Below are 26,830 nucleotides of genomic sequence, written 5' to 3'. Positions count from 1 at the left end.
TTATTCAAGACAAGCCTTAGGCTTATCAAGACAACAGGTTTAAGTATAAAGCATAATAAATGCTAATGCTCGCCGTAATGCGGAATCTGCTCGGATGCGGCGTTATATTCGTCAATTTCCCTGACGATTTCGGCCGCTGCGGCTTCATCTATGACGAGTATGTTCTCTTGGCCGAACCGCAGCACGGCGTGAATGGCTTTGGCTTTCCGCTTGCCTCCGGCTATGCCGATGACGATCTCCGTCCGAATGATATCCTCAAGGCGGAGTCCCATGGTCAACATGGAATGGACCACCTTGCCCTGCTCGTTAAAGTAGTGACCGAAGGATTCGGCAACGGCGCCCGCGCTCTTGATCTTGCTGACGGTCTCGTCGTCCAGTCTTCGGCGGCGGGTCATTTCCACAGCATCTCCGATTCCATGCACAATAATTCTCGAACGGCGGATAATCTGTACAATTTCCGAAATGTTCGGTTCGTGAGCCAGCGACTGATAGGCATCCTCGCTGAGCAAGTCGGGCACATGCAGCAGCCGGTAATGCGCTCCTATCCGCTTGGCCATCGTCGAAGCGATGGTATTCGCCTGAAATTCAACGCTTTCTCCTAGTCCGCCTCTTGCTGGAACGATCAAAGCGTCCCGGTAAGACAAGGACATTGGAGCGGTCATCTGCTCCGCCAATTCGGACAGCGTCGAGCCGCCTGTGACAGCAATCGTGTCGTCGGTGCGCAGCACGCTCAGCAGCGCTCTGGCTCCGGCTCTCCCAAGCTCTCTCTTGGTAAAGGGCGAAGCTTCACAATCGCCCGGCACCACGACAACCTTCTTCAAACCGTAAGTCGAACGAATTTTCTCTTCCAGATCATCAAGGCCAAACAAGCTTTTGGCCACAGGCTCGAGCAAGTCAAGCAGTTTCCGTCCGGCATCGCTGATCCGCATGCCAACACTCTCGATCTCGATGAGCCCCTGCGACTTCAGAAGGTCCGTTTCCGCACGAAGCACCCGCTCAGTCATATCAAGCGAAGCGGCGAGCGTTCTGCGGCCGATAATATCCGACAACAGGATCTGATGAAGAATCGTATACCGTCTTTTGAGGGTTTCCATGAGGTCAGGCAGAAGCTGCTTTTGGATTTCCAATAAGTTACGCATGCTTTCACTCCTGCAACTTCGTCTTTCACTTCTTCCCCTTCTCTATGGTCTTAAAACGTCCCGGGTTAACTTTTTAAGTCCCACCAATTATTCTACCCAAATATTGCCCTGAGCGCAAGGGCTCCGAAACTAGAATTCACAACCTCTTTTCTTCTTATGCATGGACATTCGCATTGTTTTCGCGGAGAATCGGTGCTGTTGACCTATAAAATGAATCGGGAGTTGCAATGCTCCGAATTTTATATTATAATAATTTCTGTTGCGCCCGTGGTCCAATGGATATGACGTAGGCCTCCGAAGCCTGAGATCCAAGTTCGATTCTTGGCGGGCGCGCCACATTATTTCTTTAACCAAACCTTGAATGTTTAACCCAAGCGCCATGCGATGGCGCTTTTTTTTATGATGAGTTTGACTTTCTTTGACTTTTTGTTTGAATTTGTTTATCATGTGGGTAATACGGTAACAGTAAAAAATGAAGCTGTACGAAATCCATTTTTGAAGATCTAATTCAAGGAGGTTTTCCACGTGAGTTACATTCCTATGGTCGTAGAACAAAGCAGCCGCGGCGAGCGGGCGTATGATATCTATTCCCGCCTGCTGAAGGACCGCATCATTTTCCTTGGAACTGAGGTTAATGACGTGGTAGCCAATTCCATCATCGCACAAATGCTCTTCCTGGCCGCCGAGGACCCGGAGAAAGATATTTCCTTGTACATTAACAGTCCAGGCGGATCGATCACCGCTGGCATGGCGATTTTCGATACGATGCAGTTCATCAAGCCAGACGTATCCACCATCTGCGTCGGTCTCGCCGCTTCCATGGGCGCATTCCTGCTCAACGCCGGAGCGAAGGGCAAACGCTACGCGCTGCCGAACAGCGAGATTATGATTCACCAACCGCTGGGAGGAGCCCAAGGACAAGCTACGGATATTGAAATTCGCGCCCGCCGCATTCTGAAAATGCGCGACAAGCTGAACAAGATTTTGGCGGAACGTACCGGCCAACCGCTTGAGCGCATCGAGAAGGACACGGATCGCGACTATTTCATGAGTGCAGCGGATGCGGCCGAATACGGCCTTGTCGATAAAGTCATCGAAAAACCGGCATCAATCGGCGCATAACACTCCCGTTAAACTTTCATAAAAACGCAAACCCCCTTTGTCCATGATCACGGGCAAAGGGGGTTTTTACGTCTTCAATTTGGGCTCAGGCTTCCATATCCGATCGACTGCAGCCGATCCGCAATGACGCGGTATCCTTTTCCATTAGGGTGAAGATGGTCGATGGAAAGCAATTCCCGCTCGTATCCGGCAAACGCTCCGTAAATATCCGCAAAGCCGCATACCTTGCTATTGTACTGCGCCATTAGGCGGTTGAACTGCCGGACCCAGCCCGAGGCCTCTGCCACCCGGGGATACGGATTGTATAATCCGACAATCCGGATAATATAAGGCTTGCCGGCTCCCGCCTTCGCATGGTGAATCTGTCCCATGATGCCGGCAAAATGCCTCCGGGATTCTTTCAGGGCATTTTGATAAACAGAAGACGGCGAATTAGACTGTCCCCCGGCCTTGGCGGCATGGATCAGATCATTGCCCCCGATCGAAATCGTGATAAGATCCGCCTCTCGAAGTGATTGGCGAAACTGCGGGTTATAACTAACAAGCTTCTCCAGTTCGGCTGTAGTCAAGCCGTTGATTCCAAGGTTCGTATAGGCGACAAAAGTACGGAGCGAAATCTCAGACATCCGCCGGTACACAGGAACAAAGCCGTTGCCCGGCATCGCTCCGAAGCCGGTCGTCAGCGAATCGCCGATCGCCGTATAGTTGTATACCATGACATTCTCCCTCCCCGCTATATGGCTCGGTCACCATTCAGCATATGAACGGCAAGCCGTACTCGTAACGGGAGAATATCCAGTGTCAAAAAACTATTTTAAACCGGCGAACGGACTGCTTCCGTCCGGCAGCAGTTCTTTAAAGGCGAAAGTGAACTCCGGAAAGCCTTCGGCATACGGGGTATATTCATATAATTGAAAGAAGAGTACTACCCGGCCGTCTTTAAGATAAAAGTATTTCTCGGTATTCAGGCCGTTAAAACCGCCAAAATAGCCTTCGTCTGCCTTTAACAGCCTGCCGACCTTCTCGTTCAAAAGCTTTTTGTAGTTCGGATTGGCTCCAAACAAGTCGCCCAGAAGCAGACGCTTGCCGTCCTTAAGCGAGAAAGTGAAGGCTTGGCGCAATGTCATTCCGTGAGCGCCTCCGGTGTAGCCGTACTGGCTCATGACCAGGCTCAGGACGCCGTCCTGGTTGTAGGTTACCACGTATTTCGAGTCGAATTCATACGGACGGTCCTGTTCGCTTTTTTCAGCTATCGCCGTGTCGGCACCGGCGGCAAAGCTCATAGCAGCTTGTTTTAGAGTATCGTTAATGCTCTTCTGCGCAGAGGCTTCCGCAAGTCCCGAAATCTGCGGGTAATCCAGTTGGATCGTTGCTCCATCGGCCTCCTTGGTATACGTCTCCGTCGTTACCGTCAGTTTGTTCAGCGGCCGGTGCATTACATTCAATCTGCCGGAGGAAGCGCTAAAGTCTCCAAGGTAGCCCAAATAATCACTGAGCAGACCAAATGGAACGTAAAGACGGTTTTTAAAGTTGCGGCCCTCATACTCGTTGATAAAGTAGCCGTTAACCGCAAGAGAGATTCCATATTCGGAAACCATCAGCTTGGCCTGGCGGATTCCCTGTCCGAGGGTATAGCTATTCTCCGCCTTGTCATAGGTGATCGGCAAACCCAGTGTATTTTTAAGAAAAGTTACAGGGATCCATATCTTTCCCTCCCGGAAAATGCCCTGCTGCGAAGTAAGGGTTCCATTGAACTTCAAGGCAACCCGAGAATAATCAGCCTTAGCCTTAACCGGCGCCGCTTCACCCGTTGCTGCAGGAAACACCGTCCCACCCAGCAGCAGCCCGGCCGCAATCATTCCAGCTCCCCATGTGCGTACAAGCTTGTTCGTCTTGTTCATGGTATAATTCTCCTTTTCCGCTCCCATTTATGTGATTTCGTTGCCCACACTTTCCATTATATAGATGGCAGCGCGACAGCAAAGAGGCCTTTCCGCCCCCAAGCATGCGACAAAAGCCTCTCTATGTCTGTCTATTGGATACTCCGCCCTGCTAGTTTAATTGATACATGACGCTAAGCTGAGTCGTAATCTTCACTTCTCCCGGCTGGACTGCGGTACTGGCGGCGCTATCGGCGGCGCCGTACATCATTTTGGCGTTCTGTTCATATAATATCGGGCCCGCGCCCCCATCGTTCTGGCTGACGGTCAGCACCTGTCCAAGCGTTCTCTTGGCGGCTTTGGCAATCGCGGCCGCTTTCACGTCGGCGTTGGCCATCGCCTTCTCAATCACCTGCGCCTCGAAGGCCGAAGTGTCTTCCACCGCAAAACGGGCATTGCCGATATTGTTGGCGCCCGCCTCGGAAGCCGCATCGAGCAGCGAGCCCACCTTGGTCAGATCGCGGTATGCAACCTGCAAAACATGATGCGCGTTATAGCCTTTCACTTGCTGGCCTTCCTTATCGTTGTACGTATAGTTCGGCTGTACGAAGAACTCGCTGGTTTGAATATCTTTATCACTAATACCCCATGTATTCTTGAGCAGCGCTGTCAATTTTTGAATTTTTGCCCCATTGGACTTCTGGGCTTCCTGGGCGGTTTTCGCCGAAGTATCGACTCCGATCGACAGATAGACGATATCCGGCTTCATCGACAGTTCTCCTTTGCCCACGACACTGACGATATTCTTCTGCGCCTCTTCGGCGTAAGCCTTCTCCGGCTGCTTTAATCCACCGCTGAGCGCAACTCCTCCCACCATTAAGCTTCCTGCAACGAATACTGTCAGGACCGACTTGATCCATCCCTTCATTTTTGCCATCCTCCTTTATTGGATTTGCGTGACTAACGATTGTACCTACTAGACGAGAAGGCCTGGCAAATGTTGCACGGGGACAAAAATAAAAAAAGCCCTCAAAGGGCTTTTTGGTCATACCATAAATAGGGCTGTGCTGCGGATACTGTTATTGATTCTCCAGCTCTTCCTTGCTGACAAGGCTCGTCAACGCGGTTACGGCCTGATCGGCATCCGCGCCTTCCGCGCTGATATAAATCTCCGTGCCGGAGCTGATCGCAAGGCTCATAATCCCCATAATGCTTTTGGCGTTAACTTTTTTATCGTCTTTTTCGACGAAAATCTCAGATGAGAACTTGTTGGCTTCCTGCACGAACAATGCTGCCGGCCGAGCATGGAGCCCCGTCTTCAACCGGACGACTACCGGGTGCTTTGTCATGAAACGCTTACCCCCTAATTAAGATGTGCCCAAAAATTTCACAGTAAATTTTATCATATTATATCATTATAACCTAAACGACACTAGAAGAAAATAATCATTCGCCTCGAAGCTTCTCCGCCAACTCGTCGATCTTGCGCAGTCGATGGTTGACGCCGGATTTGCTGACGCTTCCTTTCAGCATTTCACCGACTTCCTTCAGATTGATATCGGGATGGGCCAGCCGGACCTCCGCCACTTCACGCAGCTTGTCGGGCAGATTCTCGAGTCCCATTTCCTTCTCCAGAAACTTGATGTTCTCAATCTGGCGCACCGCCGCGCTGATCGTCTTGTTGAGATTGGCGGTCTCGCAGTTCACAATCCGATTGACGGAGTTTCGCATGTCGCGCATAATGCGCACATCCTCGAATTTGAACAAGGCCTGATGGGCGCCGATCAGGTTCAGGAACTCGATGATCTTCTCGCCTTCCTTGATGTAGAGGATGAATCCCTTCTTGCGCTCGATGCAGCGGGCGTTAAGATGAAACTCCCCCGCCAGCTCAACCAGCGCCTTGCAGTGCTCCTCATACATGGAGGCGATCTCCAGATGGTATGACGAACCTTCGGGATTGTTCACCGAGCCTCCCGCCATAAAAGCGCCGCGCAGGTACGCGCGTTTGCAGCAGTTCTTGTGGACAATGCTGTCGTCAATGCCGTCCGTAAACATGAAGCCCTCCGAGACGATTCTGAGGTCGTTCAGAATTTCCTCCACACGGGCGGGGATTCGGACGATATAGACGTTATTTTTCTTCAAACGCATTTTTTTACGCACGAGAAGCTCGGTATGAACCTGGTAATATTTCTTAAGCAAGGAATAAATCCGCCTTGCAATCGCGGCATTCTCTGTTGAGATGTCGAGGACGATCCTTTTGCTTGAAAGCTGCACCGATCCGTTCATCCGGATCAGCGCGGACATCTCCGCTTTCTCGCAGCAGGGGCCGCTCTCGACCATCGTCAGTTCTTTTTTGGTTAGCGCCGCAAAAGACAAGGTTCTCACCTCTTTCGTGTTATCCAATCCTGAACCAGTTGATAAATATGATGGCTCAGCTTATCCGTATCATGCCGCAAATAGGTGCGGAATAAAACCAGTTTGTCGGCAATAAGCTTATAGCGCTGATCATCTATGGCTTTCGTGTCCAGTCCGACTGGACGCGCCCCTTGTTCAGCGTATTTGCGCTGCACTTCGGGCGGAATCTCGCCATTATTAACGATGACATAATCGAACAAATGCATTCCGATATGATCGTACACGGCCTGCAAATGGTCGCTTACCGTATAGTTATCCGTTTCCCCCGGTTGGGTCATCACGTTGCAGATGAACATCTTGACCGCGTTAGAGGCTACAACCGCCTCCGCCAGCTTCGGCACAAGCAGATTCGGCAAAATGCTGGTGTACAGGCTGCCGGGACCGAGCAGAATGGCATCGGCGGACCGGATCGCCTCCAGCGCCTCCGGCAGCGGCTCGACATCGGGCGGGTCCAGAAAGACCCGCTTGATTTTGCCCCCGGCTTCTGGAATCTTGGATTCTCCCTTTACGACCGTGCCATCCTCCATCTCCGCACTCAGCACCACCGCTTCGCCGGCGGCCGGCAGCACCCGCCCCCTCACGGCGAAGACCCGGCTCAGTTCCCGGACGGCGGTGACGAAATCGCCGGATATATCGGTAAGCGCGGCCAAAATCAGATTGCCGAGACTGTGCCCGGCAAGGCCCTCTCCGCTGCTGAAGCGGTACTTCATAATGTCGGCCATCAGCGGCTCGACATCGGCCATCGCCGTCAATACGTTGCGGATATCGCCCGGCGGCGGCATTTGCAGCTCGCTGCGCAGGATGCCGGAGCTACCGCCGTCATCGGCCACCGTTACGATTGCGGTAATATCCAGCGGCTTTTCTTTCAAGCCGCGAAGCATAACGGACAGGCCGGTGCCGCCGCCCATGACGACGATTCGCGGACGCTGTCCCGGTTGTTCAGCCACGATTAGATCCCTTCTCTCCTTAATGCCTGTCGCGTTCGGCATCCCGGTGGCTGACCGATACGGTTTCCGTCTCGCTTACCCCCAGCATTTTACCCAAATATTCGGAAATGGCCACAGAGCGGTGCTTTCCGCCGGTGCAGCCGATGCCGATGATGATCTGGGCCTTGCCTTCCTTGCGGTATTGGGGAATCAGAAAATGCAGCATATCGAGCAGCTTCGTCAGAAATGCCTGCGTCTCGGGCCACTTCATTACATAATCATATACATCGCTGTCTTGTCCCGTGTGGGGCCGAAGGTGGTCCACATAGTGCGGATTAGGCAAAAAGCGGACGTCAAACACAAGATCCGCGTCGATTGGAATGCCGTATTTGAAGCCGAAAGAAGTGATATTGACGGAAAGCGTGCTTTTCCCCAAATGGGAGTAACGGGAGACAATCTTCTCCTTGAGCTGGGCAGGCTTCATACTGCTCGTATCAATAACCTGCGTGGCCGAATTCTTAAGCTCCTCCAGCATATTGCGCTCCAGCCGGATACCGTCGAGCGGCATGCCCTTCGGAGCAAGCGGATGACGACGCCGGCTTTCTTTGTAGCGCTGCACCAGTACGGAATCGGTGGCGTCCAGAAACAGAATCTCGCAGCCGATCGTAAAATGATCCTTGATCAAATGCAACGATTCCGACAGGGCGGTGAAAAACTCGCGGCCCCGCAGGTCAATGACGAGCGCCACTTTCGCGATTTTCCCTTTGGACTGCTCAATCAGCTCCGCGAATTTGGGGATCAGGACGGGCGGAAGATTATCGACGCAGAAAAATCCAAGATCTTCGAGGCTCTGCACGGCGATGGTCTTGCCCGCTCCCGACATTCCGGTAATAATGATCAGGGTGTCCGCAGCCGACGGAATATTCTCCTCTTCGGTCATTAAGCTTCCCTCCCTAGAATTAGTGTATGAATTATTTCAGTTTCCTAAGAACGCAGCAGAAGGCCGGCCGCTCCGACAATACCCGCATCGTTTCCGAGGAGCGCGGGGATAATTTTTACGTCCTTTTGAAGCGGATCGGGCGCCAATTGCGCGTACACTCGGCGAATTTCCTCAAACAGGATTTCACCGGCCTTGGATACGCCGCCGCCGATGATGAACACCTCGGGATTCAGCACGGCAGCGACCGCCGCCATCGACTTGCCGAGGTAAAATGCGGCCCGGTTTATGATACGCAGCGCCACTTCGTCCCCGGCTTTGGCCGCATCGAATACTTCCTTGGCGGCGATTTTTTCCTCCGCCGCAAGCGTTGTGCGGTCGCCCCGCGCTACCGCGTCGGTCGCCATACGAATGATGCCTGTCGCCGAGGAAACGGTTTCCAAACAGCCCATCTTCCCGCAGCCGCACTGAATCGCTTCCAGATCAGGAACCACGGAAATATGGCCGAGCTCGCCGGCAAGGCCGGAGAATCCTTGATAAATTTTACCGTTTATAATAATGCCGCCGCCGACGCCGGTCCCCAGCGTATAGCATACGCAGTTCTCGATGCCCCGCCCGGCACCGCTCCAAGCTTCGCCAAGCGCCGCCACATTGGCATCATTGTCTATTTTGACGGGCTTGTTCAAGCGATCTTCCAAAATGGAACGAATCGGCACGTCTCTGAATCCTATGTTAGGCGCAAGAATGATAATGCCTTCACGAATGTTCGTGAAACCGGCTACTCCCGCTCCAACACCGACAAGCTGATCCCATTCATAAGGTGAATCAGCGACAATTTGACGCACGTACTTTTCGATGTTGTCAATGACGGTATCGACACCGTCCTGGGTTCCAGTAGGCCCTTCATAGGTGTGAAGCAAATGACCTTCGTCATTGCAAATGCCCACCTTAATTGCGGTTCCGCCCAAATCCACGCCTACGTAGATATTTTCCGACATGTAACAAGCCACCTTCTTCTAAACTAAAATAGTAAATCCCACGTTACCCACTATAATAGAAGCGTTCCCTGCGGTCAAGGAAAGGCGGCACACCCGGGTCGGAGGCGACCGCCAAAGTCCGAAAGTTGTATAAAAAGGAAAAAGAGTGCAGAAAAACCACCCGCCTTGCGGCAGATGGCCAGCCTACCCTCCGAGCAGCGGGGCCTGTGCCCGCTCTTCATTATTATTTGCTGTTCACTCCGGCACCCATTCCTCCTCCGGCACCGACATACAGTAGCCGATTTCGGCGCTTGCCTTGGCAATGCCAAGCCATTCCTTTTCCGTTAGTATCTCAAGCGCCGCCGGAAGAAGAACCTGCTCTTCCTTATAGATCATTTCGTTGACTTCCCGATTCATTCGGGACAGCACTTCGCCAACCTCTGTTTTGCGGCCTCTATAAGGCATAAGCATGGTTCTGGCGTCCTTGATCATGCTGCGGATAGCGTCATCGGCGCCCCACATGACGGAGGACGTCCCATAGGCTCCGTGCTTCTTCAAATAAGGAAACAGCAAATCCTCCTTGCGCCGGTAGTGCTTGTCGAGATCAAACAGCAGAGCGAGATCATCCAGCAGCTTACGGGCATTCTCAGGGCTGTCGTTCTTTTGGAACTTGTTCGCGTGAAGCTTCAGCTTAAAATTGACGAGACGCTCGACATCCCGGTTTTCCCGCTTGAATGTGTGTACAGGATGCCCCGGCTGATCCTCAGGCTTCGAAAAACGGTGAATCTCCTGGACTGTACCCTGAAAAACGGCTTCATGCACGGCGCATAGACGCCGAATTTCAACCGCAGGAACTCCATCTTCCTTAATCAGCGCATTCTCCATGGCCGCGATCTCGAACACGTTAATTCCGGCCACCGCTTCCTCGAACCTCGCCTTCACCTCGTCCACCGACTTGCCCGCATGCAGATCCTCGATAACCTCTTTCAGCATTTCCCGGCGGCGGCTTTCCTGCGAGACTTCCGTTACAGGCCGGCTAATCTGTTTGCTCATGCGTTCTCTCCCCTTTTTTCGAAAAAATGTGCTGTCCGTCTTCTATGCCGCAGACCGTTTTGAGCGGAACCTGCCGCACAGCTCGTTGTCCTAATTGAGAATTATTCTCATTGTATCATAGGGGGAACAGCATATTTTATGATGTGGGTCACAGGTTGGACCGGCCTTTCCAGTCGCGTCACAACATTCTGCGCATTCTTTTAAAAGCCAAGGACCAAAGAGCCCCTGTTACGCGCCGCATCGGCCTGCTCCTGCCGTTCTCGGCCTCCTGCCTTCTCCAATGTCCGTCCGCCAGAGATTCAAGCTTAAGCCGGTCCTTCTCCATCAGCATTTCCGCGATTACAGGATGAATCATAGGTGATCCCGCCCCTTTCTTTGCCAGATACTTACATCCGGATGTTACTTTTAGTATACCTTTTCCAAAAGGGGTAAAAAGGGTATAATCCAAATTATCTGCTTCACCTTTTCCACTGACCAAAGGGGGTATGCCTTTGCTGGCCGCTCTGCAATTTTTTGAGCTGAGATCGTCCTACGTTGACCGGGAGCTGAACACTCCCTTTCCAACCACGATTCAAGCGCTGACCGACATATGGCACTGCACGCCGCGCAACGTTAAAATGGTCCTCCGCAAGCTGTCGGATCTCGGATGGATCAGCTGGCAGCCGGGGCTTGGCCGGGGGAATTCCTCCATGCTCGCTTTTCTGGCCGACGCGCAAGATATCCTGCTTGAGGAAGCCACAATCCAAACGAATAAAGGCGATGTCAAAGGAGCGCTTGAACTGATCGACCGTTTCGGCGAGTCCGCGCAGGTCAAAGACCGGTTTCTGGAATGGCTCTCGGGCGGAATGGGCTTTACCCGGACCCTGGTTACCGACACAATGCTGGATATACTCCGGTTCCCCGTGCAGCGCTTCATTGTGACGCTTGATCCCGCTTCGATCTATTTTGCCTTCGACTCGCATATTATCGGGCATATTTTCGATACGCTAGTTGAGTACGACCCGACCACCGAAACCTTTCGGCCTTCCATCGCCCACTTTTGGGAAAGCTCGCCGGACTGCAGCGAATGGATCATCCATCTGAGAAAAGGCGTCAGCTTCCACCACGGCAGGGAGGTAACGGCAGAGGACGTCATCTACTCCTTCAACCGGCTGCGGCTGAACCCGGATCTATACGAGCATAGCTGGTTGTTCGCGGGGATCGAGGATATCCATATGCTGGACCGCAGGACGGTCCGTATCCGGCTCAAAGAGCCCAATTACCTCTTCCTGCACGTCCTTTCCGTCAAAGCGTCGTCCATTCTTCCCGCAGACCTGTGCGGGGCGGACGAACCGGCCTTTATGAAACAGCCTTTGGGAACCGGATCGTTCAAGTTGACGCGTTATGATGAGAGCGTATGTATATTGGAGGCTTTCTCCTCCCATTTCCGGGGCAGGCCGCATATCGACCGAGTCGAGATCTTCTTTATGTCCGAACAGGATTCAGGTCTGCTGAAAGAGCCGGATTGGTCCGGCGCCTCCTGCACAGAACAGAATATGTACAATGGGTATATGAGAAAAAGCGCCGGCCCGGACGCCGAATGGCGCGAGGTGGAGACCGTTTCGCCGGGTTGCAGCATGCTGGTCTTTAACCGCCGCAAGGAAGGGCCCCAAAAGAGCCTCGCCTTCCGCCGGGCGATGTATCTGATCATTGACCGCAGGCAGATGATTGCGGACCTCGGCGAGAACCGGATTTATCCGGCGCTCGGATTCCGCACTCAGCAGGGCATAGCCGAAGACCCGCACGAACGAATGGAGCCGGCGCCGGAGGAAGCGGATATTTATCGTCTATTGGAGCAGGGCGGCTACCGGGGAGAAACGGTCCGGCTGGCGACCCGCAGCAGCCATGTCGCCGACGCGCAGTGGATTCAGCGGCGCTGCCGGGATTTCGGCATCCGCATGGAGATTCAAGTGCGCAAAGCTGGGGATATGGGCGGTCCGGGCTTTTCGCCGGAGGATGATTGCCAGCTGTATGAGATTGCTCTCGGCGACGACGAGTTTAATGAGCTGGAATTATACCTGCAGAAAGGATTCTTCCCTTCCGCCTTGGAGGGCGGCATGCTGGAGACGGTAAAAGCTTCCGCTCTGGCCGTACTATCCGACCCCGACCGGAACAGCCGCTGGCGGAGGCTCCATGAACTGGAGGATCTGCTGCACCAGTCCTACAGCGTACTGTTTCTGCTGCACAAGAAAAGCAACACAAGGCTCCATTCTTCGATTCAGGGAATCAATCTGAATTCCTGCGGGTGGCTCGACTTCCGCACCGTCTGGTTCCAGCCGCATTCGCGCGAGAACAAATAGACTTTGCCGCACGATGAGCGCCCGGCAAAAAAAGAGGCTTCCCGTTGAATAGGGAAGCCTGTTGTATACCAGGATGAAAGCACCCTGGCCACTTATTTATCCAGCGTCTCGCTCCAGTCGTGTACCATCGCGCCTTCAAGATACTTCTCGGCGTCCATCGCCGCCATACATCCCGAACCCGCCGCAGAGATGGCCTGACGATACCGGGTATCCTGAACATCGCCGCAGGCGAACACGCCGGGGATATTCGTCTCGGTCGTGCCCGGACGGACGACGATATAGCCGTTGGCGTCGGTCGTAATCTGGCCGCCGAGAAAAGCGGTGTTCGGCGTATGGCCGATCGCCACAAAGACGCCGTCGACTTCAATCAGTTCTTCGGCACTGGTTTCGTTGTTGCGGACAAGCAGTCCCTTCACTCCGGTCTCGCCCGTCACGACTTCCAATGGAGTGCGGCCCAGCGCCCACGAAATTTTGCTGTTTTCCTTCGCCCGGTCCTGCATAATCTTGGACGCCCGCAGCTCCTCGCGGCGATGCACCAGCGTGACGTTGCTTGCGAACCGTGTCAGGAAGCTCGCTTCCTCCATCGCGGAGTCGCCGCCGCCGACCACAATGATCTTCTTCCCGCGGAAGAAGAAACCGTCGCAGGTGGCGCAGGTGCTGACTCCGCGTCCTACATTATCCTGCTCTCCCGGGATACCCAGGTACTTGGCCGAAGCGCCCGTCGAGATAATAACCGTTTCCGCTTCCAGCACACCGAGCCCATCCACATTCACTTTAAAGGGCCGCTGCGAGAAATCGACCGATTCTACCCAGCCGTTCTTGAACTCGGCTCCGAAGCGTTCCGCCTGCTTGCGCATGTTGTCCATAAGATCCGGACCAAGAATGCCTTCCGGAAATCCGGGGAAGTTCTCCACTTCCGTCGTCGTTGTCAACTGTCCGCCCGGCTGCAAGCCTTCAATGACCAGCGGGCTCAAATTCGCGCGCGCCAGATAAATGGCGGCGGTTAGACCGGCCGGGCCGGTTCCGATTACAATCGATTTATACATCTTAAGTGACCTCCTCGCAAAACGGATTATTATAGATTTGGCTGATATGCCAAGCTGGTTATCCCTATTATGCCTCGAATCTTAATGACTTTAGCCGCGCGGAAGCCGCTCTTTCCCTTCCGGGCGCGGCTCCTTCTCCGGCTCCATGCCGATAAGCTTATGCAGACGGAGCAGACCAGCTTCCTCCTGCTTGGCGCCTTGCAACGGCTCGCTCAGCAGTTCCTTAAGCGCCTGGACCATCTCTTCGTCGCCGATCCAGCTGAGCGCCTCGGTGACCTGCCGCTTCAGGCTGGCATCTCCGTAGCGCAGCGCCCAGAAGAAGGACGACCGCAGCAGCGGGTTGACCCGAACCTGCTCGGCAAAGCTGCCTCTATTGGCCTTCCACTGCTTGAGCTGCTCCTGAAAAGGAAGCTGGTAATTATAGCTGACGGGCGGCAGAGCCGCCCCTTCCGCTGCGGATTGATGCAGCAGGTTCAGGAAGAACCGGGGCACCGCCGACTCCGGATCGAGCTTGGCGGCCTGCCGCCAGCAGCGCTCCGCCTCCCGCAGCAGTCCGCTGTTGCAGGCCGCGGCCGCGCAGTAATGATAGAGGCCGGCGTCGCCGCCGATCTCCTCGTCTTTCAACAGACGGCGGAAATGGCCGTACGCGATTCTGTGCCGTCCCAGAATCCCCATTGTTGTCGCAAGCTTGAAGACATGCTCCCGGTGAAACGGAACAGTAACCTCTAGCATGCGCAGCAGCGCGTCCAGCGTTTCCCGGTCCCCTTCATACTGCAGAAAAATTGCCATATTGCAGAGCGCGTGCAAGTTTCCCGGCTCGTGCTCCAGCACCTGCGCGATACACTCTTTGGCTTTGCCGAACCGCCCCAAATAAAAATAGGCCAGAGCCAAATTATTACGCGCTGCCAAAAAATCGGGCGTGCCTTCGATGATCTCTTCCAGCAGGCGCACCGCCTCCGGAAATTTCCCTTCTTCCAGCAGGCTGCGGGCCCGGTCGTGCTCGACCGCCCCTTCTCTGCTGCGAATCCGGTGAAGCGGAGCGGGCCGGTCGAGCTCGTAATGAAGCAGCTCCAGCAGTTCATCCGATTCGGCAAGAAACTCGCCGTTAGCATCCTCCTCGAGATACGTCACCAACGAACGTTCGGCTTCTTCAAAGTTTTCCATGTTGGCAAAGTTGTTAGCCATATAAAAATGGCACTCCGTCATCGATGGGTCCACTTTTTCCAGAACATGGGCCAAAATAGCGTTGGACGCTTCATAATTTCCCATCTCCGACAGTATACCCGCCATATTGCAATGATTAACCGGATTTTCCGGTTCATATTCAACCGCTTTGCGGAAATTTTTCAATGCTTTCTCATATTGAAAGCGATCGAGCGAACGCACGGCTCTTTCAAAGAAAAAATTGGCGCTCAGAGCAACGGAAATCACATTCCGGCCGACCGGCTCTGAAGTCTTTTCTATCATGGAAGCAAGGCACCTCCCTTGTAAGCTCCCTAACCCTCTCTTAAACATGTTAACAGAAGACGCGCCCATGCCCGAGCGATTCTCCAAACTTCACGTTTGCCGGGTTCCGAATTCCGTCCCGGCTGTCTCCACACAGTATAACACAAAACCGAGGGGGGGTCTCAAGTTGAACGGGCGCCTGAAACAGACAAAAAGTGAGAGGAAAAACGGAGAGCCATCCGCATCGTCGTTATGCCGGCTGTTCTCCTGTATAGACAAAAAAAGACGGGGGATGTTAAATCCCCGCGTCTTCAAGCAGCTTATCGATGGAACCGCCTTCGGTAATAATGCGTGTGGCCCTTGCCAGCATCGGAGCGACCGACAATACAGTGAACCGGCTGGAGTGATCGGCGGGCAGCGCGATTGAATCGGTGACCACCACTTCCTCAATTCCCGGATGCTCCAGCCGGACGATCGCCGGACCGGAGAATAGCCCGTGTGTGGCGCAGACGATGCTGTTCTTCGCGCCTCTCTCCTTAAGTCCTTCGACAACGTTGACAATGGTGGTGCCCGTATCGATCAGATCCTCGATGATGACCGGAGTCCGCCCCTCCACATCGCCGATGACATGGGTAATGACCGATTCGTTATGGGCCGGGCGCTTCTTGATCATAATTGCAAACGGCGAATCGAGCCGGCTCGCCAGCTTCTCGGCCATGGAAGCGCGGCCGGCATCGGGCGATACAACTACCACATCGGACAAATTCTTAGTCTTCAGATAGCCGCTGATCAGATCAAGCGCGGTCAGGTGGTCCACCGGAATGTTGAAGAAGCCCTGGATCGCCGCGGCATGAAGATCGATGGTCAGGACGCGCGTAGCGCCGGCCGTTGTCAGCACGTCGGCGACCATTTTGGCGGAGATCGGCTCTCTAGGCGCCGATTTGCGCTCCTGACGGGCATAGCCGTAGTACGGAACGATGATATTAACCGTACGGGCGGACGCCCGCTTGGCGGCGTCAATCATCACTAGAAGCTCGACGAACAGCTCATTGATGGGATGGGAGAGTGATTGCACCAAAAAAACGTCGCAATTCCGGATGCTTTCTTCATAATGCACATAAATCTCGCCGCTCTTGAAGCGGGTCAGCTTGATCCTCCCCAGCTCCACGCCAAGCCGCCCGGCAATATCTGCGGCCAGCTTCGGATTGGACGAGCCGGAAAAAATACGCAATGAATGGTGCTGCATAACGCTCCTCCTCAAATAGATGATTAGCCTTCAAAAGGAACCGCCTCGCGGCGGCGCTCTTTAAACACCGCAAGTTCACGGAATCCCGTGTCCCAGAGCAGCTTTCGCGCATCCGCAAGACCTTCGCCCAGCTTAAGCGGATCATGGGCGTCCGAGCCCAGCGTCAGCGGGATGCCCAGTTCAAGCGCCCCAGCAAGCACATGCGGAGCCGGAAACATCTCCGCGCACGGCTTGAACAGGCCAGAGGCGTTCAGTTCCATCGCGATTCCCGCGTCCGCAATCGCTTGCAGCGCGCTTCTTTCCATTGTTCTCACTTCCGCCTTGCCTTCTGAGGTATCCGGCCCGTAGCCGAATCTTTTAATAACATCCATATGCCCTATTATATCGTATAATCCCGAAGATGCCGCCTTACTTATCGCTTGATAGTAACGCCGGTATACCTCAAGGGGATCTTGGCCTTCCCAGCCGTGAACCTGCCGGTAATCGGTAATATCCCACTCGCCGAGAAAATGGACTGAGCCGATCAGGTAATCCCATGGGTAGGGAGACAGCAGTTCGCGGATTTGCTCTTCATAGCCTTCGATATAATCGGCCTCAAGCCCCACGCGGATATCGATAGTCCCTCGATAGCGCTCCTTCAGGTCAAGGCACTCCTCCACGTAGCGCGGAAGCTCCTCCAGCGGCATCGCCATCTCGGGATAATACTGGTCCGGATCGACATGAATCAGCGGGAGATGATCCGAGAGCCCAAGCTGGTCCAGGCCCAGCTCAACGCCCCGGCGAACATAGTCTTCGAGCTTGCCTACGGCATGACCGCAGCGCTCGTGATGGGTATGGTAATCGATCTGCATAGGAAGCTCCTCCCTTTCTAGTCGCGGCGGGGCCGCTCGTGGCGCGCGCTAAGCTCGGCCATAATGTCGTCGAGCGGAAGCTTTCGCTCCTGCAGCAGGACGAGCAGGTGGTAAATCAGATCACTGACCTCCAGTCGAAGCTCGGCGTTATCCTTGTTCTTGGCGGCGATGATCGTCTCGGCCGTTTCTTCGCCGACTTTTTTCAGAATCTTGTCTACGCCTTTATTGAACAAATACGTGGTATAGGCCCCTTCCGGAAGCTCCGTCTCTCTCTCGGCGATAATCCGCTCCAGCTCGGCCAGCACAGCGAAACGCTCTTCGGCCGATCTTTCGGCGCTATGTAATTCACCCGCCTCCGGCTTATCCGCCGCAGACTTGCTGCCGAGCGGCAGCTCGCGGTAGAAGCATGAAACCTTGCCCGTATGACAGGCTGGTCCTTCCGGCTTGACCTTAACGAGCAGCGTATCACTGTCGCAGTCGTAATGAATCGAGGTTATCGCCTGCGTATTGCCCGAAGTGCCGCCTTTATGCCACAGCTCTCCTCGCGAACGGCTCCAGAACCAGGTCTGTCCGCTCTCCAGCGACAGCTTCAGCGATTCCGGGTTCATATATGCGAACATGAGCACTTCCAAGGTTTTATCGTCTTGCACAATGGCAGGCAGAAGCCCGGCATCGTTCCAGCGTATTCCTTCCAAAATATCCTGTTGTCCAGGCGTCGTATTGTTTTGCTGTCCGCTCATCGGATTTCCACACCCTTTTGTTTTAAGTCGGCCTTCAAATCGCCGATCGCAATTTCCTTATAGTGAAAAATGGTCGCTGCAAGTCCCGCATCCGCTTTGCCCGCAGTGAACACATCGTAAAAATGTTCAATTTTCCCCGCTCCGCCCGATGCGATCACCGGGATATCCACCAAGTCGCTGACGGCCGATGTCAGGCGAAGATCAAAGCCGTCCTTGGTGCCGTCGGCATCCATACTGGTAAGCAGAATCTCTCCGGCTCCCAGCTTCTCGGCCTGTTTCACCCATTCCAGCGCTTTGATTCCGGAAGGCTTTCGTCCGCCGTGGGTGTACACTTCCCACTCGCCCCAAGTCTCATTATATTTGGCATCTACCGCCACTACAATACACTGGGAGCCGAATCGCCGCGCTCCTTCGAGAATGAGCTGCGGATTGTTGACGGCCGCAGTGTTGATGCCGATTTTGTCGGCTCCGGCGCGTAAAATCGTCTTCATATGCTCGGGAGCCGATATTCCTCCTCCCACGGTGAACGGAATGGAAATTTCGCCCGCCGTGCGGCGCACGACCTCGACCATGGTCGCCCGGCCTTCCACCGATGCGGAGATATCCAGAAACACCAGCTCATCCGCGCCTTCCCGGTCGTAAATCGCCGCCAGCTCCACCGGATCGCCGGCATCGCGCAGGTTTACAAAATTAACGCCTTTTACCACCCGCCCGTCTTTAACGTCCAGACAGGGTATGATGCGTTTGGCCAGCATGTTTTGTCCTCCTTAAAAGCGTTTTCGATCCCCCTAAATCCCCCTTAGCCAAGGGGGACCCCGAGGGCCCGCCCTCTGGACACCCGGAAGTTTGGCGGGGTCAGGGACGAAGGCGCTCCTTAGTTCATTTTTGTGGTCCGACCGCTTATCCCTGCGGGACCGCTTGAAATGCGGCGCACCTGCGGCAAAGAGCAATACCTTTAAAAGCCTAAAACCTTCGCGTTCCGCGGATCTGGCCCCTACGGGGCGGCGGGCTTGCCCCGCCTGCTTAACAACCTTTAAAGCCTAAAACCTTCGCGTGCCGCGGATCTGGCCCTTCGGGCCAGAGACTACTTCAACGCCGCCAAAGCCTCGGCAAGCTTAATGTTTCCGGTATACAGCGCCTTCCCGACGATGGCGCCGCCGATACCGCTGTTCTTATGCGCGCTGAGGCGAAGCAAATCGTCCTGGACGGTGACCCCGCCGGAGGCGATCACGCTTTTGCCGCTGGCTTGCGCCATAGCGAGAATGCCCTCCACGTTCGGGCCCTGCATCATCCCGTCTCGGGAGATATCCGTGTAGATAAAGGTTTCCGCGCCCTTGGAAGCGAGTTCCTTCGCCAAATCTGTAGCCAGCACCTCCGACGTGTTAAGCCAGCCGTGCGTGGCGACATAGCCGTTCCGCGCATCGATGCCGATCGCAACCTTAGCGCCGTATTTCGCCAGCACGGCTTCGGTAAATTCCCGGTCATTGATGGCGGCGGTGCCGATGATGACCCGGCTGACGCCGAGCGACAGCAGCTTCTCCACATCTTCCAAGGTGCGCAGCCCTCCACCGACCTGAACCGGCACGTTCACGCCCGCGGCGATCGATCCGATAATGTCGATATTGACGGGATGTCCGGCCTTTGCGCCGTCCAGGTCGACAAGATGGATGAATTCTCCGCCCTGCGCCTCCCATGATTTGGCCATATCGAGCGGGCTGTCGCCGTAGACCGTTTCCTGATTATAATCGCCCTGCAGCAGCCGGACGCATTTTCCGTTCCGGATATCAATCGCCGGATACACGATAAAAGAAGACATTTCGCCGTTCCCCGCTTTCTCCTTGCTAAAATCATTTTACTTTTACGAGGCCGATCGCCAAGGCTCTCTGGAGCTCCTGCCCAGGATGCCTAAGGCGCCACAGACCATATGTTTCATGAGGCAAACGCCCCGTTAGATTTCCAGCTTCAAAAACTGCTCAAGCAGCTTCCTTCCCAGCTCCCCGCTCTTCTCGGGGTGAAACTGCATGCCGAATACGCTGCCCCGCCCAACGATAGCTGTAACCGGGTGACCGTAATCCGTCACGGCCAGCAGATCGCTTTTCTGCGTGACGTGGGCGTGGTAGGAATGGACAAAGTAGACATGGCCCTCTTCCAGCCCCTTGAGCAGCGGGTTCTCCGGCTGAAGGTACTGCAGCTTGTTCCAGCCCATATGCGGAACCTTGTAGCCCTCTCTGGGCTCAAAGCGCACCACCGTTCCCGGCAAAAGATCAAGCCCCTCATGGACGCCGTACTCCTCACTTTGGGTAAACAGGAGCTGCATGCCCAGGCAGATGCCGAGCAGCGGCTGCCGGCCCGTCGCTGCGACCTCTTTGACGACCGCGTCCAGTCCGCTTTCCCGCAGATGATCCATCGCGTCGCCGAATGCGCCGACGCCGGGCAGAATGACGCGGTCCGCGGCCAGAATTTCGCCCGGGTTACCAGTCACGAGCGGCTCGTGGCCGAGACGCTCGATTGCCTTGCTAACGCTGTGCAGGTTGCCGATCCCGTAATCGACGATAGCAACGGTCATGGGCTACAGCACTCCTTTCGTGGATGGAACGCCTTTCACCCGGGGATCGATCGCCGTCGCCTCGTCCAGCGCGCGCCCGAGAGCCTTGAATACCGCTTCGATCATATGATGCGTATTGAAACCGTAATGCACGATGACATGCAGCGTTATCCGCGCTTCCAGCGCGAATTTCCACAGAAATTCATGGACCATCTCCGTGGAGAAGCTGCCCACCTGCTGCGAAGGATACTCTGCCCGGTACTCGAAATGCGGTCGGTTGCTGATATCGATGATGACCTGCGCGAGCGCCTCGTCCATCGGCACAAATACACTTGCGTATCGTTTGATGCCCTTCTTGTCGCCTAGCGCTTCACGCATAGCCTGTCCGAGGCAAATGCCGATATCCTCCACCGTATGATGATCGTCAATCTCGATATCGCCGCGCGCCTGGACGGACAGATCGAATTGGCCGTGCTTTGTGAACAAATCGAGCATATGGTTCAGAAAAGGCACATCGGTCTCCAGTTCCGACTGACCGCTTCCGTCCACTGTCAGCGCCAGCTTGATGTCCGTCTCATTCGTTTTGCGGGAAAGACCCGCTTGCCTGATTAACTGCCCGTTATTCTCCACGCTCTTCTCCACCCTTCGCTTCATTCTCCAGCCTGATTTCCACGGCTCTGGCATGGGCCTCCAGCCCTTCGCGGCGCGCCAGCTCGATGATGGTTCTTCCGTCGCGCAGCAGCGCCTCCTTGCTGTAATAGATCAGACTGGATTTTTTAATAAAATCGTCAACGTCCACCGGCGACGAGAACCGCGCCGTTCCGTTCGTTGGAATTATGTGATTCGGCCCGGCAAAATAGTCGCCCACCGGCTCCGAGCTGTATGGCCCGAGGAAAATCGCTCCGGCGTTCCGGATCGCTCCGGTCAGCGCCATCGGGTCCTGCGCCACGATTTCCAGATGCTCCGGCGCCAGCCGGTTGACGACGGAAATCCCTTCTTCCAGCGTCTCCACTACGATAATGGCGCCGTAATTTTCCACAGAAGCCCGGGCGATTGCCTCACGCGGCAGCTCCCGAAGCTGCCGCTCCACCTCGGCGGCGACCGCCTCGGCCAGGGCTTGCGAAGGCGTCACAAGGATGGCCGAAGCCATCTCGTCATGCTCCGCCTGAGATAAGAGATCGGCGGCGACATAGGCCGGTTCGGCGGCGTCGTCCGCCAGCACGACGATTTCGCTCGGACCGGCGATGCTGTCGATATCGACGGCCCCGTACACCTCGCGCTTGGCCAGCGCGACGTAAATATTGCCCGGCCCGCAAATTTTATCGACCGGTTCGATCGACTCCGTGCCGAACGCCAGCGCGGCTACCGCCTGGGCGCCTCCGACACGGTATATTTCATTCACGCCGGCCTCCGCGGCGGCGACCAGAATATAAGGGTCGATCCCTTCCTTCCCGCCTGTCGCCGGCGGCGTCACCATAACGATCTCCGGCACGCCGGCGATCTGGGCGGGAATCACATTCATCAGCACGGAAGAAGGATAGGATGCCTTGCCCCCGGGAACATACACGCCCACGCGCTGGAGCGGCCGGATGATCTGGCCGAGAATCGTGCCGTCGGGCTGCAGGTCCATCCAGGAGTTCCGCTTTTGTCTGGCATGGAATGCGCGGATGTTCTCCGCTGCGGCCCGAATCGCCGCCACAAACGATTCTTCAACATGCTTGTAAGCAGCCTGCAGCTCTTCCTGGGTAACCCGGACATTGTTACGGTCCAGCCGGGCTCCGTCGAATTTTTCCGTATATCGGAAAAGGGCGGCATCGCCCTCCTGTTTGATATCGGCCACAATTTGCTTAACGGCCTTATTCTGCTCAGGGGTACCGTAATCGACGTCCCGCTGCAGCTTGAAATCCCTGCTGGATTGCACCTTCACTGCTCTTCCTCCTTATATATCGCCGGATCGCCCCTGGGCCATCCGCTATGCGCCTCTGGCTTTCTTACGTTTAATGAAAAATGTAACGAGGCGGAAGTCCGCTCACAGCTTCTTGTCCGCTTCGTAATCTCTGCGTCCGGCTGCCGAGATGCTCCTAGCGTCCATAAATAACATGCGCCGGGGCAGCATACGCATTACGCAATTATTGGGCCGGCTGGGCGATAACGGCCTGAAGCCGGTCGCACAGCTGCTGGATTTCCGCATTTTTCATCCGGTAGCTGACCCGATTGGCCACAAGCCGGCTCGTAATCCCGAAAATGCTCTGCATTTCAACGAGTCCATTGTCGCGCAGCGTCTGTCCCGTCTCCACCATATCGACGATTCTTTCGGCAAGTCCAATCAGCGGCGCCAGCTCGATGGAGCCGTTCAGCTTGATGACCTCCACCTGCTGGCCCTGCTCCCGGAAATACCGGGAAGCGACATTCGGATATTTGGTCGCCACGCGCTGATGAATACCCGGCTCCCAGTTCGGCAGGCCGATGATTGACATCCGGCAGCGGGCGATGCCGAGGTCCAGCAGCTCGTACACATCCCGGTTCTCCTCGAGCAGCACATCCTTGCCTACGATTCCGATATCCGCCGCTCCGTATTCCACATAGGTGGGCACGTCCACCGGCTTGGCCAAAATAAACTCCATTCCCGCCTCAGGAAGCGGAATGACCAGCTTGCGCGAAGCCTCGCCTTCCGGAGGAATCGGCAGTCCCGCGGAACGGAACAGCTCTGCCGCCTTGTTATAAATGCGGCCCTTCGGCATAGCCACCTTCAGTATCTGCGCCATTTGCTTATGTCCGCCTTTCTGTTCCTATAATTAATATTTTTATAATATCCGTTGCGCCATTGGACAAGTTGTCCTTAGCTGCGCTCCTTAACAAATGAAACGAAGGTATAAATGTCCCTGTAGCGCTTCCCGCCCGCCTCGATACCGGAATCGGCCGTCGTCAGCTCTCCGGGATTCGACACCAGCTTCGTTATCACAACATGCCCTTCGGTGCGCAGCCGCGCCGACTCCTGCAATCCTTCTCTGCGCTGCTGCGCATCGTACTGGACGAGAGTCGGCAGCTCATACCCATTCTCCGCTCCCCGGACACCATCCAGAATGCGGTTCGTCTTAAGCGAGAAGCCCGTCGAAGGAACCGATCGGCCGAACTGCTGCAGCAGATTGTCGTAACGTCCGCCGCTGCAGACCGGAAATCCGAGTTCGGCGGCATAGCCTTCGAAAGTCATACCCGTATAATAGGTAAAATCCCCGACCATGGTCAGATCGATCAGCACATGCCGGGACACTCCATACGCCTCCAGCACCTCCCACACCTTGCACAGATGCTCAATGGAAGCACGGGCGAGCGGATGCCGGCTGAGCCCCAGCGCCTGGCCGCAGATTTCCTTGCCGCCGCGCAGCCGCAGCAGCGCATCCATCTCTTCCTTTTGCGATTCTGTCAAGTCCAGCCGGCCGAGTGCGTCACGGAAAGCGACATAATCCCGGTCCAGCAGATGGCTTTTGAGATCCTCCTGCACCTCCGGCAGTCCCGGGGCCACTTCCTGGAACAAACCGTTCAGGAAGCCGACATGGCCCATGGCGATCTTGAAAGTCTGCACTCCCGCGGCCTTCAGCGATTCGATGGCCAGGGCCACGACCTCCGCGTCTGCTTCAGGGGAATCATCGCCCACCAGCTCGACGCCAGTCTGATAAAATTCGGCCTCGCGTCCGGCCTCTTCCTCAATCGCCCGGAATACATTGGCATGATAAGACAAACGAAGCGGCAGCGGCTCGTCCTTGAGCAGCGAGGACACAACGCGGGCCACCGGGGCCGTCATCTCCGAACGCAGCACCAGCGCCTGGCCGCGGTTGTTCAGCAGTTTATACAGCTTCTGGTCCGAGGTTGAACTGGCAACCCCAACCGTATCGTAGTATTCCAGAGTCGGCGTCATAATCTGGCTGTAGCCCCACTGGTTCATGCAGTTCAGCACATCGTTCTCGATCTTGCGCAGCTTGCTCACGGCATGCGGGAGGTAATCCCGAAAGCCTATGGGCTTCTCGAAACCCTTCGGTTTGGACATATTGAAATTCACCTCATCGGTTATTGAAAAATCAGTCAGCTAAATCTGATAAAGGACATCCTCGTTCTTTACTATGGTAAAGTGGTAGCAAAGTAAAGCGTCTTTGATATCGTACCATGACATGTTATTTTTCGTCAATTCAAGCCTGAAAATTCACTCAATTATACGATCAAGCTCTTTTCAATGCATCCATTATATCTTTTTTTCGATCAGCCTACCTATTTTAATAATTGAGTTCCCATAAAAAAATCGGCGTTAAAGCGGTATCAGCAATCGCTTACAAATTTCTCTTTACAAACATCTGTCGTCGTCGTATGATACAGACATAACTTGTATACAGGTATACATGCATCAATGAAAACGGTTAAAGAGGTGATTATACATGAAGTTGGGTCTGATCGGACTTGGCAAGATGGGCTACAACCTTTCGCTGAATTTATTGAATCACGGACATGAAGTTATTGTAAGCGATCTCAATCCGGAACCCGGACGCCAGCTTGAGAAGCTTGGAGCCGTAGCGGCTTCCGGCATAGCGGAGCTTACGGCGCAGCTTGCCCGCCCAAGAATCGTTTGGGTCATGGTGCCGGCCGGAGCGCCGGTGGACAGCGTTGTGGATACTCTTTCCGGGCTGCTGGATGAAGGAGACATTGTGATTGAAGGAGGCAACTCCCATTACAAAGATTCCATTGCCAGAGCGGAAAAGCTTAGTGCATACGGGATTCATTTTTTCGATGCCGGCACTTCAGGCGGAACCGAAGGAGCAGCGCATGGAGCCTGCTTTATGATTGGAGGCAACCCCGAGATATTCGGCACTGTCGAGCCGCTCTTCCGCGATCTTGCCGTTGATAAAGGGTATTTGTATGCGGGACCCAGCGGCAGCGGTCATTTTTTGAAAATGATTCATAACGGTATTGAATATGGGATGATGCAGGCCATTGCCGAAGGCTTTGAGCTGCTGGAGAAAAGCCCCTTCAATTTCAACTATGAGGATGTTGCCCGCGTATGGTCGAACGGTTCCGTCATTCGGGGATGGCTAATGGAGCTTACCGAAAGCGCTTTTTCCAAGGACTCGAAGCTTTCCGGCATTCGCGGAGTCATGCAGAGTTCCGGAGAGGGCAAATGGACCGTGCAGACGGCGCTTGACCTTGAAGCCAGCACGCCGGTAATCGCGCTCTCTCTGCTGATGCGCTACCGTTCGCTGGAAGAGAATACGTTCCACGGCAAGGTAGTAGCCGCCCTGCGCAATGAATTTGGCGGCCATGCCGTCGTAAGAGAAGAGTAACGTCCGCGCTTCGGCTGTGCCAGTCTGTTATACTGCGTTTCAAATCATAGAACCCGAATGCGGATGTATGCTAGAATCGAAAGAAAGAATGCCTCACATCCAGCAAATCGTCCGCAGAGGAGTCGTGTGAAATGCAGTATCCTACCGCTTGGTTGCAGGGAGTCTCGCTTGGAGAGTCCATTGCCTGCAAACTCAGGCTGCAAATTATAAATGAAGAGCTGAGGTCCGGTGAGGTACTCTCTGAGAACCGGATTGCCGAGGAATTCGGAACAAGCCGGTCTCCGGTGCGGGAAGCCTTAAAGGAACTGGCCGCGGAGGGCTTGATCCGTCTGGAACGGATGGGAGCGGTTGTTGTCGGCCTAAACCTGGAGAACGTCAAGGAATTATACGATGTACGTTATTTGATCGAAAGCTTTGCCCAGACGAGACTTTCGGGAGCCCCGCAGGATGCGCTGATCCTTCAGCTTGAGCAGACGATCGACCGCATGAAGCTGGCCGTCAAATATAACGATTATGTGGAATTCGCCTATCAGGATTTTTCCTTTCACGAGGCGATTGTCGTCAAGGCCAACCACACCCGGATTCTTCACCTGTGGAACAGCATCCGCCAGATTGTCATGACCGTCATTCTGGTAACAACCGAAAAGAGCTTTGCCGAGGGCGAAGAGCGCATGAACTGGATTGCCGACAAGCACCGGAGCATTGTGGAAGGACTGAGGTCGCATGATGCGGAGAACATCCGCAAGGTCGTTCAGACGTATTTTGCCGATTCGATGCTGACACTGGGACATACGCTCCCATAAAGTCCAAAATTAATGTCATGATTGTATAAAAAATTTCT

At 54.8% G+C, this 26,830-nt stretch carries 27 protein-coding genes and 1 tRNA gene; 5 read left to right on the top strand and 23 right to left on the bottom strand.

The window, feature by feature from the left end:
* Positions 1–62: 62 nt before the first annotated feature.
* Entirely contained in the window at positions 63–1,139 is a 1,077-nt protein-coding gene (locus PUR_RS00895) for a sugar-binding transcriptional regulator (RefSeq protein ID WP_179033618.1), read from the bottom strand.
* Between the two features lie 261 nt (positions 1,140–1,400).
* Between PUR_RS00895 and PUR_RS00890 the strand changes: the two genes are divergently transcribed.
* Both PUR_RS00890 and clpP read left to right on the top strand, forming a co-directional pair.
* Positions 1,401–1,475 (top strand) — tRNA-Arg (locus PUR_RS00890).
* A gap of 189 nt (positions 1,476–1,664) precedes the next feature.
* On the top strand, positions 1,665–2,261 hold the full coding sequence (clpP, locus tag PUR_RS00885; RefSeq protein ID WP_179033617.1) for an ATP-dependent Clp endopeptidase proteolytic subunit ClpP: 597 nt from the start codon (positions 1,665–1,667) through the stop codon (positions 2,259–2,261).
* Between the two features lie 74 nt (positions 2,262–2,335).
* Here clpP and PUR_RS00880 read toward each other — a convergent pair whose 3' ends face one another.
* From PUR_RS00880 to PUR_RS00835, 10 genes are all read right to left on the bottom strand, one after another.
* Positions 2,336–2,977 carry a GDSL-type esterase/lipase family protein gene (locus PUR_RS00880; protein WP_179033616.1) on the bottom strand — a complete coding sequence of 214 codons (642 nt, stop codon included), beginning with the start codon at positions 2,975–2,977 and terminating at the stop codon, positions 2,336–2,338.
* A 93-nt stretch (positions 2,978–3,070) separates the two neighbouring features.
* Positions 3,071–4,162: a PdaC/SigV domain-containing protein gene (locus PUR_RS00875; protein WP_179033615.1), complete on the bottom strand. Its 1,092-nt coding sequence runs from the start codon at positions 4,160–4,162 to the stop codon at positions 3,071–3,073.
* Positions 4,163–4,313: 151 nt separating this feature from the next.
* Positions 4,314–5,069 carry an SIMPL domain-containing protein gene (locus PUR_RS00870; RefSeq protein WP_179033614.1) on the bottom strand — a complete coding sequence of 252 codons (756 nt, stop codon included), beginning with the start codon at positions 5,067–5,069 and terminating at the stop codon, positions 4,314–4,316.
* A gap of 151 nt (positions 5,070–5,220) precedes the next feature.
* Entirely contained in the window at positions 5,221–5,490 is a 270-nt protein-coding gene (locus PUR_RS00865; protein WP_025332700.1) for an HPr family phosphocarrier protein, read from the bottom strand.
* Positions 5,491–5,587: 97 nt separating this feature from the next.
* Entirely contained in the window at positions 5,588–6,517 is a 930-nt protein-coding gene (whiA, locus tag PUR_RS00860) for a DNA-binding protein WhiA (protein ID WP_179037689.1), read from the bottom strand.
* A gap of 5 nt (positions 6,518–6,522) precedes the next feature.
* Positions 6,523–7,464, bottom strand: coding sequence for a gluconeogenesis factor YvcK family protein (locus PUR_RS00855; protein WP_232101843.1), 942 nt, complete (start codon positions 7,462–7,464; stop codon positions 6,523–6,525).
* 58 nt (positions 7,465–7,522) lie between these two features.
* Positions 7,523–8,422 (bottom strand): RNase adapter RapZ, encoded by a 900-nt coding sequence (rapZ, locus tag PUR_RS00850; RefSeq protein WP_179033612.1) that lies wholly within the window; start codon positions 8,420–8,422, stop codon positions 7,523–7,525.
* Between the two features lie 44 nt (positions 8,423–8,466).
* Complete coding sequence (locus PUR_RS00845; protein ID WP_179033611.1) at positions 8,467–9,417, bottom strand: ROK family glucokinase; 951 nt, start codon at positions 9,415–9,417, stop codon at positions 8,467–8,469.
* A gap of 234 nt (positions 9,418–9,651) precedes the next feature.
* On the bottom strand, positions 9,652–10,449 hold the full coding sequence (locus PUR_RS00840) for a DUF438 domain-containing protein (RefSeq protein WP_179033610.1): 798 nt from the start codon (positions 10,447–10,449) through the stop codon (positions 9,652–9,654).
* 178 nt (positions 10,450–10,627) lie between these two features.
* The gene (locus PUR_RS00835) at positions 10,628–10,804 is read right to left on the bottom strand and encodes a hypothetical protein (protein WP_179033609.1); all 177 of its coding nucleotides are present in this window, start codon (positions 10,802–10,804) and stop codon (positions 10,628–10,630) included.
* Between the two features lie 136 nt (positions 10,805–10,940).
* Between PUR_RS00835 and PUR_RS00830 the strand changes: the two genes are divergently transcribed.
* Positions 10,941–12,788, top strand: coding sequence for an ABC transporter substrate-binding protein (locus tag PUR_RS00830; RefSeq protein ID WP_179033608.1), 1,848 nt, complete (start codon positions 10,941–10,943; stop codon positions 12,786–12,788).
* Between the two features lie 92 nt (positions 12,789–12,880).
* On the opposite strand, the gene trxB is transcribed toward PUR_RS00830, so the two are convergent.
* From trxB to PUR_RS00770, 12 genes are all read right to left on the bottom strand, one after another.
* Positions 12,881–13,834, bottom strand: a complete 954-nt coding sequence (trxB, locus tag PUR_RS00825; RefSeq protein ID WP_179033607.1) for a thioredoxin-disulfide reductase — start codon at positions 13,832–13,834, stop codon at positions 12,881–12,883.
* Positions 13,835–13,924: 90 nt separating this feature from the next.
* Entirely contained in the window at positions 13,925–15,301 is a 1,377-nt protein-coding gene (locus PUR_RS00820) for a tetratricopeptide repeat protein (protein WP_332107928.1), read from the bottom strand.
* 274 nt (positions 15,302–15,575) lie between these two features.
* Entirely contained in the window at positions 15,576–16,526 is a 951-nt protein-coding gene (locus tag PUR_RS00815) for a ribose-phosphate diphosphokinase (protein WP_179033606.1), read from the bottom strand.
* Between the two features lie 23 nt (positions 16,527–16,549).
* Positions 16,550–17,377: a histidinol-phosphatase HisJ gene (gene hisJ, locus PUR_RS00810; RefSeq protein WP_179033605.1), complete on the bottom strand. Its 828-nt coding sequence runs from the start codon at positions 17,375–17,377 to the stop codon at positions 16,550–16,552.
* Between the two features lie 17 nt (positions 17,378–17,394).
* A complete protein-coding gene (gene hisIE / locus PUR_RS00805) occupies positions 17,395–18,117 on the bottom strand; it encodes a bifunctional phosphoribosyl-AMP cyclohydrolase/phosphoribosyl-ATP diphosphatase HisIE (RefSeq protein ID WP_179033604.1) in 723 nt (240 codons plus the stop codon).
* Positions 18,114–18,872, bottom strand: coding sequence for an imidazole glycerol phosphate synthase subunit HisF (gene hisF, locus PUR_RS00800; RefSeq protein ID WP_124696092.1), 759 nt, complete (start codon positions 18,870–18,872; stop codon positions 18,114–18,116). The genes hisIE and hisF overlap by 4 nt, the downstream gene beginning before the upstream one ends.
* Before the next feature lie 329 nt (positions 18,873–19,201).
* Complete coding sequence (hisA, locus tag PUR_RS00795; RefSeq protein WP_179033603.1) at positions 19,202–19,933, bottom strand: 1-(5-phosphoribosyl)-5-[(5-phosphoribosylamino)methylideneamino]imidazole-4-carboxamide isomerase; 732 nt, start codon at positions 19,931–19,933, stop codon at positions 19,202–19,204.
* A gap of 132 nt (positions 19,934–20,065) precedes the next feature.
* On the bottom strand, positions 20,066–20,683 hold the full coding sequence (gene hisH, locus PUR_RS00790) for an imidazole glycerol phosphate synthase subunit HisH (protein ID WP_179033602.1): 618 nt from the start codon (positions 20,681–20,683) through the stop codon (positions 20,066–20,068).
* Positions 20,684–20,686: 3 nt separating this feature from the next.
* The gene (hisB, locus tag PUR_RS00785) at positions 20,687–21,316 is read right to left on the bottom strand and encodes an imidazoleglycerol-phosphate dehydratase HisB (protein ID WP_179033601.1); all 630 of its coding nucleotides are present in this window, start codon (positions 21,314–21,316) and stop codon (positions 20,687–20,689) included.
* Complete coding sequence (gene hisD / locus PUR_RS00780; protein WP_179033600.1) at positions 21,282–22,589, bottom strand: histidinol dehydrogenase; 1,308 nt, start codon at positions 22,587–22,589, stop codon at positions 21,282–21,284. Before hisD ends, hisB begins: the two co-directional genes overlap by 35 nt.
* A 202-nt stretch (positions 22,590–22,791) precedes the next feature.
* Positions 22,792–23,427 (bottom strand): ATP phosphoribosyltransferase, encoded by a 636-nt coding sequence (gene hisG / locus PUR_RS00775; protein ID WP_179033599.1) that lies wholly within the window; start codon positions 23,425–23,427, stop codon positions 22,792–22,794.
* Positions 23,428–23,501: 74 nt separating this feature from the next.
* Complete coding sequence (locus PUR_RS00770; protein ID WP_179033598.1) at positions 23,502–24,707, bottom strand: ATP phosphoribosyltransferase regulatory subunit; 1,206 nt, start codon at positions 24,705–24,707, stop codon at positions 23,502–23,504.
* Positions 24,708–25,089: 382 nt separating this feature from the next.
* Between PUR_RS00770 and gnd the strand changes: the two genes are divergently transcribed.
* Together gnd and PUR_RS00760 are read left to right on the top strand one after the other, a co-directional pair.
* Positions 25,090–25,989, top strand: a complete 900-nt coding sequence (gene gnd / locus PUR_RS00765; protein ID WP_179033597.1) for a phosphogluconate dehydrogenase (NAD(+)-dependent, decarboxylating) — start codon at positions 25,090–25,092, stop codon at positions 25,987–25,989.
* Between the two features lie 131 nt (positions 25,990–26,120).
* Complete coding sequence (locus PUR_RS00760) at positions 26,121–26,792, top strand: GntR family transcriptional regulator (protein ID WP_179033596.1); 672 nt, start codon at positions 26,121–26,123, stop codon at positions 26,790–26,792.
* Positions 26,793–26,830: the final 38 nt, after the last annotated feature.

The organism is Paenibacillus sp. URB8-2, assembly GCF_013393385.1.
GTDB lineage: Bacteria > Bacillota > Bacilli > Paenibacillales > Paenibacillaceae > Paenibacillus_AQ.
This window is presented reverse-complemented; position numbering and strand designations above follow the sequence as displayed.

Bases quoted from the DNA above. Each gene is read 5' to 3' on its own strand.
- PUR_RS00895 (WP_179033618.1), bottom strand. From the start codon at position 1,139: ATGCGTAACTTATTGGAAATCCAAAAGCAGCTTCTGCCTGACCTCATG.
- PUR_RS00880 (WP_179033616.1), bottom strand. From the start codon at position 2,977: ATGGTATACAACTATACGGCGATCGGCGATTCGCTGACGACCGGCTTC.
- PUR_RS00875 (WP_179033615.1), bottom strand. From the start codon at position 4,162: ATGAACAAGACGAACAAGCTTGTACGCACATGGGGAGCTGGAATGATT.
- PUR_RS00870 (WP_179033614.1), bottom strand. From the start codon at position 5,069: ATGAAGGGATGGATCAAGTCGGTCCTGACAGTATTCGTTGCAGGAAGC.
- PUR_RS00865 (WP_025332700.1), bottom strand. From the start codon at position 5,490: ATGACAAAGCACCCGGTAGTCGTCCGGTTGAAGACGGGGCTCCATGCT.
- PUR_RS00855 (WP_232101843.1), bottom strand. From the start codon at position 7,464: ATGGGCGGCGGCACCGGCCTGTCCGTTATGCTTCGCGGCTTGAAAGAA.
- rapZ (WP_179033612.1), bottom strand. From the start codon at position 8,422: ATGACCGAAGAGGAGAATATTCCGTCGGCTGCGGACACCCTGATCATT.
- PUR_RS00845 (WP_179033611.1), bottom strand. From the start codon at position 9,417: ATGTCGGAAAATATCTACGTAGGCGTGGATTTGGGCGGAACCGCAATT.
- PUR_RS00840 (WP_179033610.1), bottom strand. From the start codon at position 10,449: ATGAGCAAACAGATTAGCCGGCCTGTAACGGAAGTCTCGCAGGAAAGC.
- PUR_RS00835 (WP_179033609.1), bottom strand. From the start codon at position 10,804: ATGATTCATCCTGTAATCGCGGAAATGCTGATGGAGAAGGACCGGCTT.
- trxB (WP_179033607.1), bottom strand. From the start codon at position 13,834: ATGTATAAATCGATTGTAATCGGAACCGGCCCGGCCGGTCTAACCGCC.
- PUR_RS00820 (WP_332107928.1), bottom strand. From the start codon at position 15,301: ATGATAGAAAAGACTTCAGAGCCGGTCGGCCGGAATGTGATTTCCGTT.
- PUR_RS00815 (WP_179033606.1), bottom strand. From the start codon at position 16,526: ATGCAGCACCATTCATTGCGTATTTTTTCCGGCTCGTCCAATCCGAAG.
- hisJ (WP_179033605.1), bottom strand. From the start codon at position 17,377: ATGCAGATCGATTACCATACCCATCACGAGCGCTGCGGTCATGCCGTA.
- hisIE (WP_179033604.1), bottom strand. From the start codon at position 18,117: ATGAGCGGACAGCAAAACAATACGACGCCTGGACAACAGGATATTTTG.
- hisF (WP_124696092.1), bottom strand. From the start codon at position 18,872: ATGCTGGCCAAACGCATCATACCCTGTCTGGACGTTAAAGACGGGCGG.
- hisA (WP_179033603.1), bottom strand. From the start codon at position 19,933: ATGTCTTCTTTTATCGTGTATCCGGCGATTGATATCCGGAACGGAAAA.
- hisH (WP_179033602.1), bottom strand. From the start codon at position 20,683: ATGACCGTTGCTATCGTCGATTACGGGATCGGCAACCTGCACAGCGTT.
- hisB (WP_179033601.1), bottom strand. From the start codon at position 21,316: ATGAAGCGAAGGGTGGAGAAGAGCGTGGAGAATAACGGGCAGTTAATC.
- hisG (WP_179033599.1), bottom strand. From the start codon at position 23,427: ATGGCGCAGATACTGAAGGTGGCTATGCCGAAGGGCCGCATTTATAAC.
- PUR_RS00770 (WP_179033598.1), bottom strand. From the start codon at position 24,707: ATGTCCAAACCGAAGGGTTTCGAGAAGCCCATAGGCTTTCGGGATTAC.
- gnd (WP_179033597.1), top strand. From the start codon at position 25,090: ATGAAGTTGGGTCTGATCGGACTTGGCAAGATGGGCTACAACCTTTCG.
- PUR_RS00760 (WP_179033596.1), top strand. From the start codon at position 26,121: ATGCAGTATCCTACCGCTTGGTTGCAGGGAGTCTCGCTTGGAGAGTCC.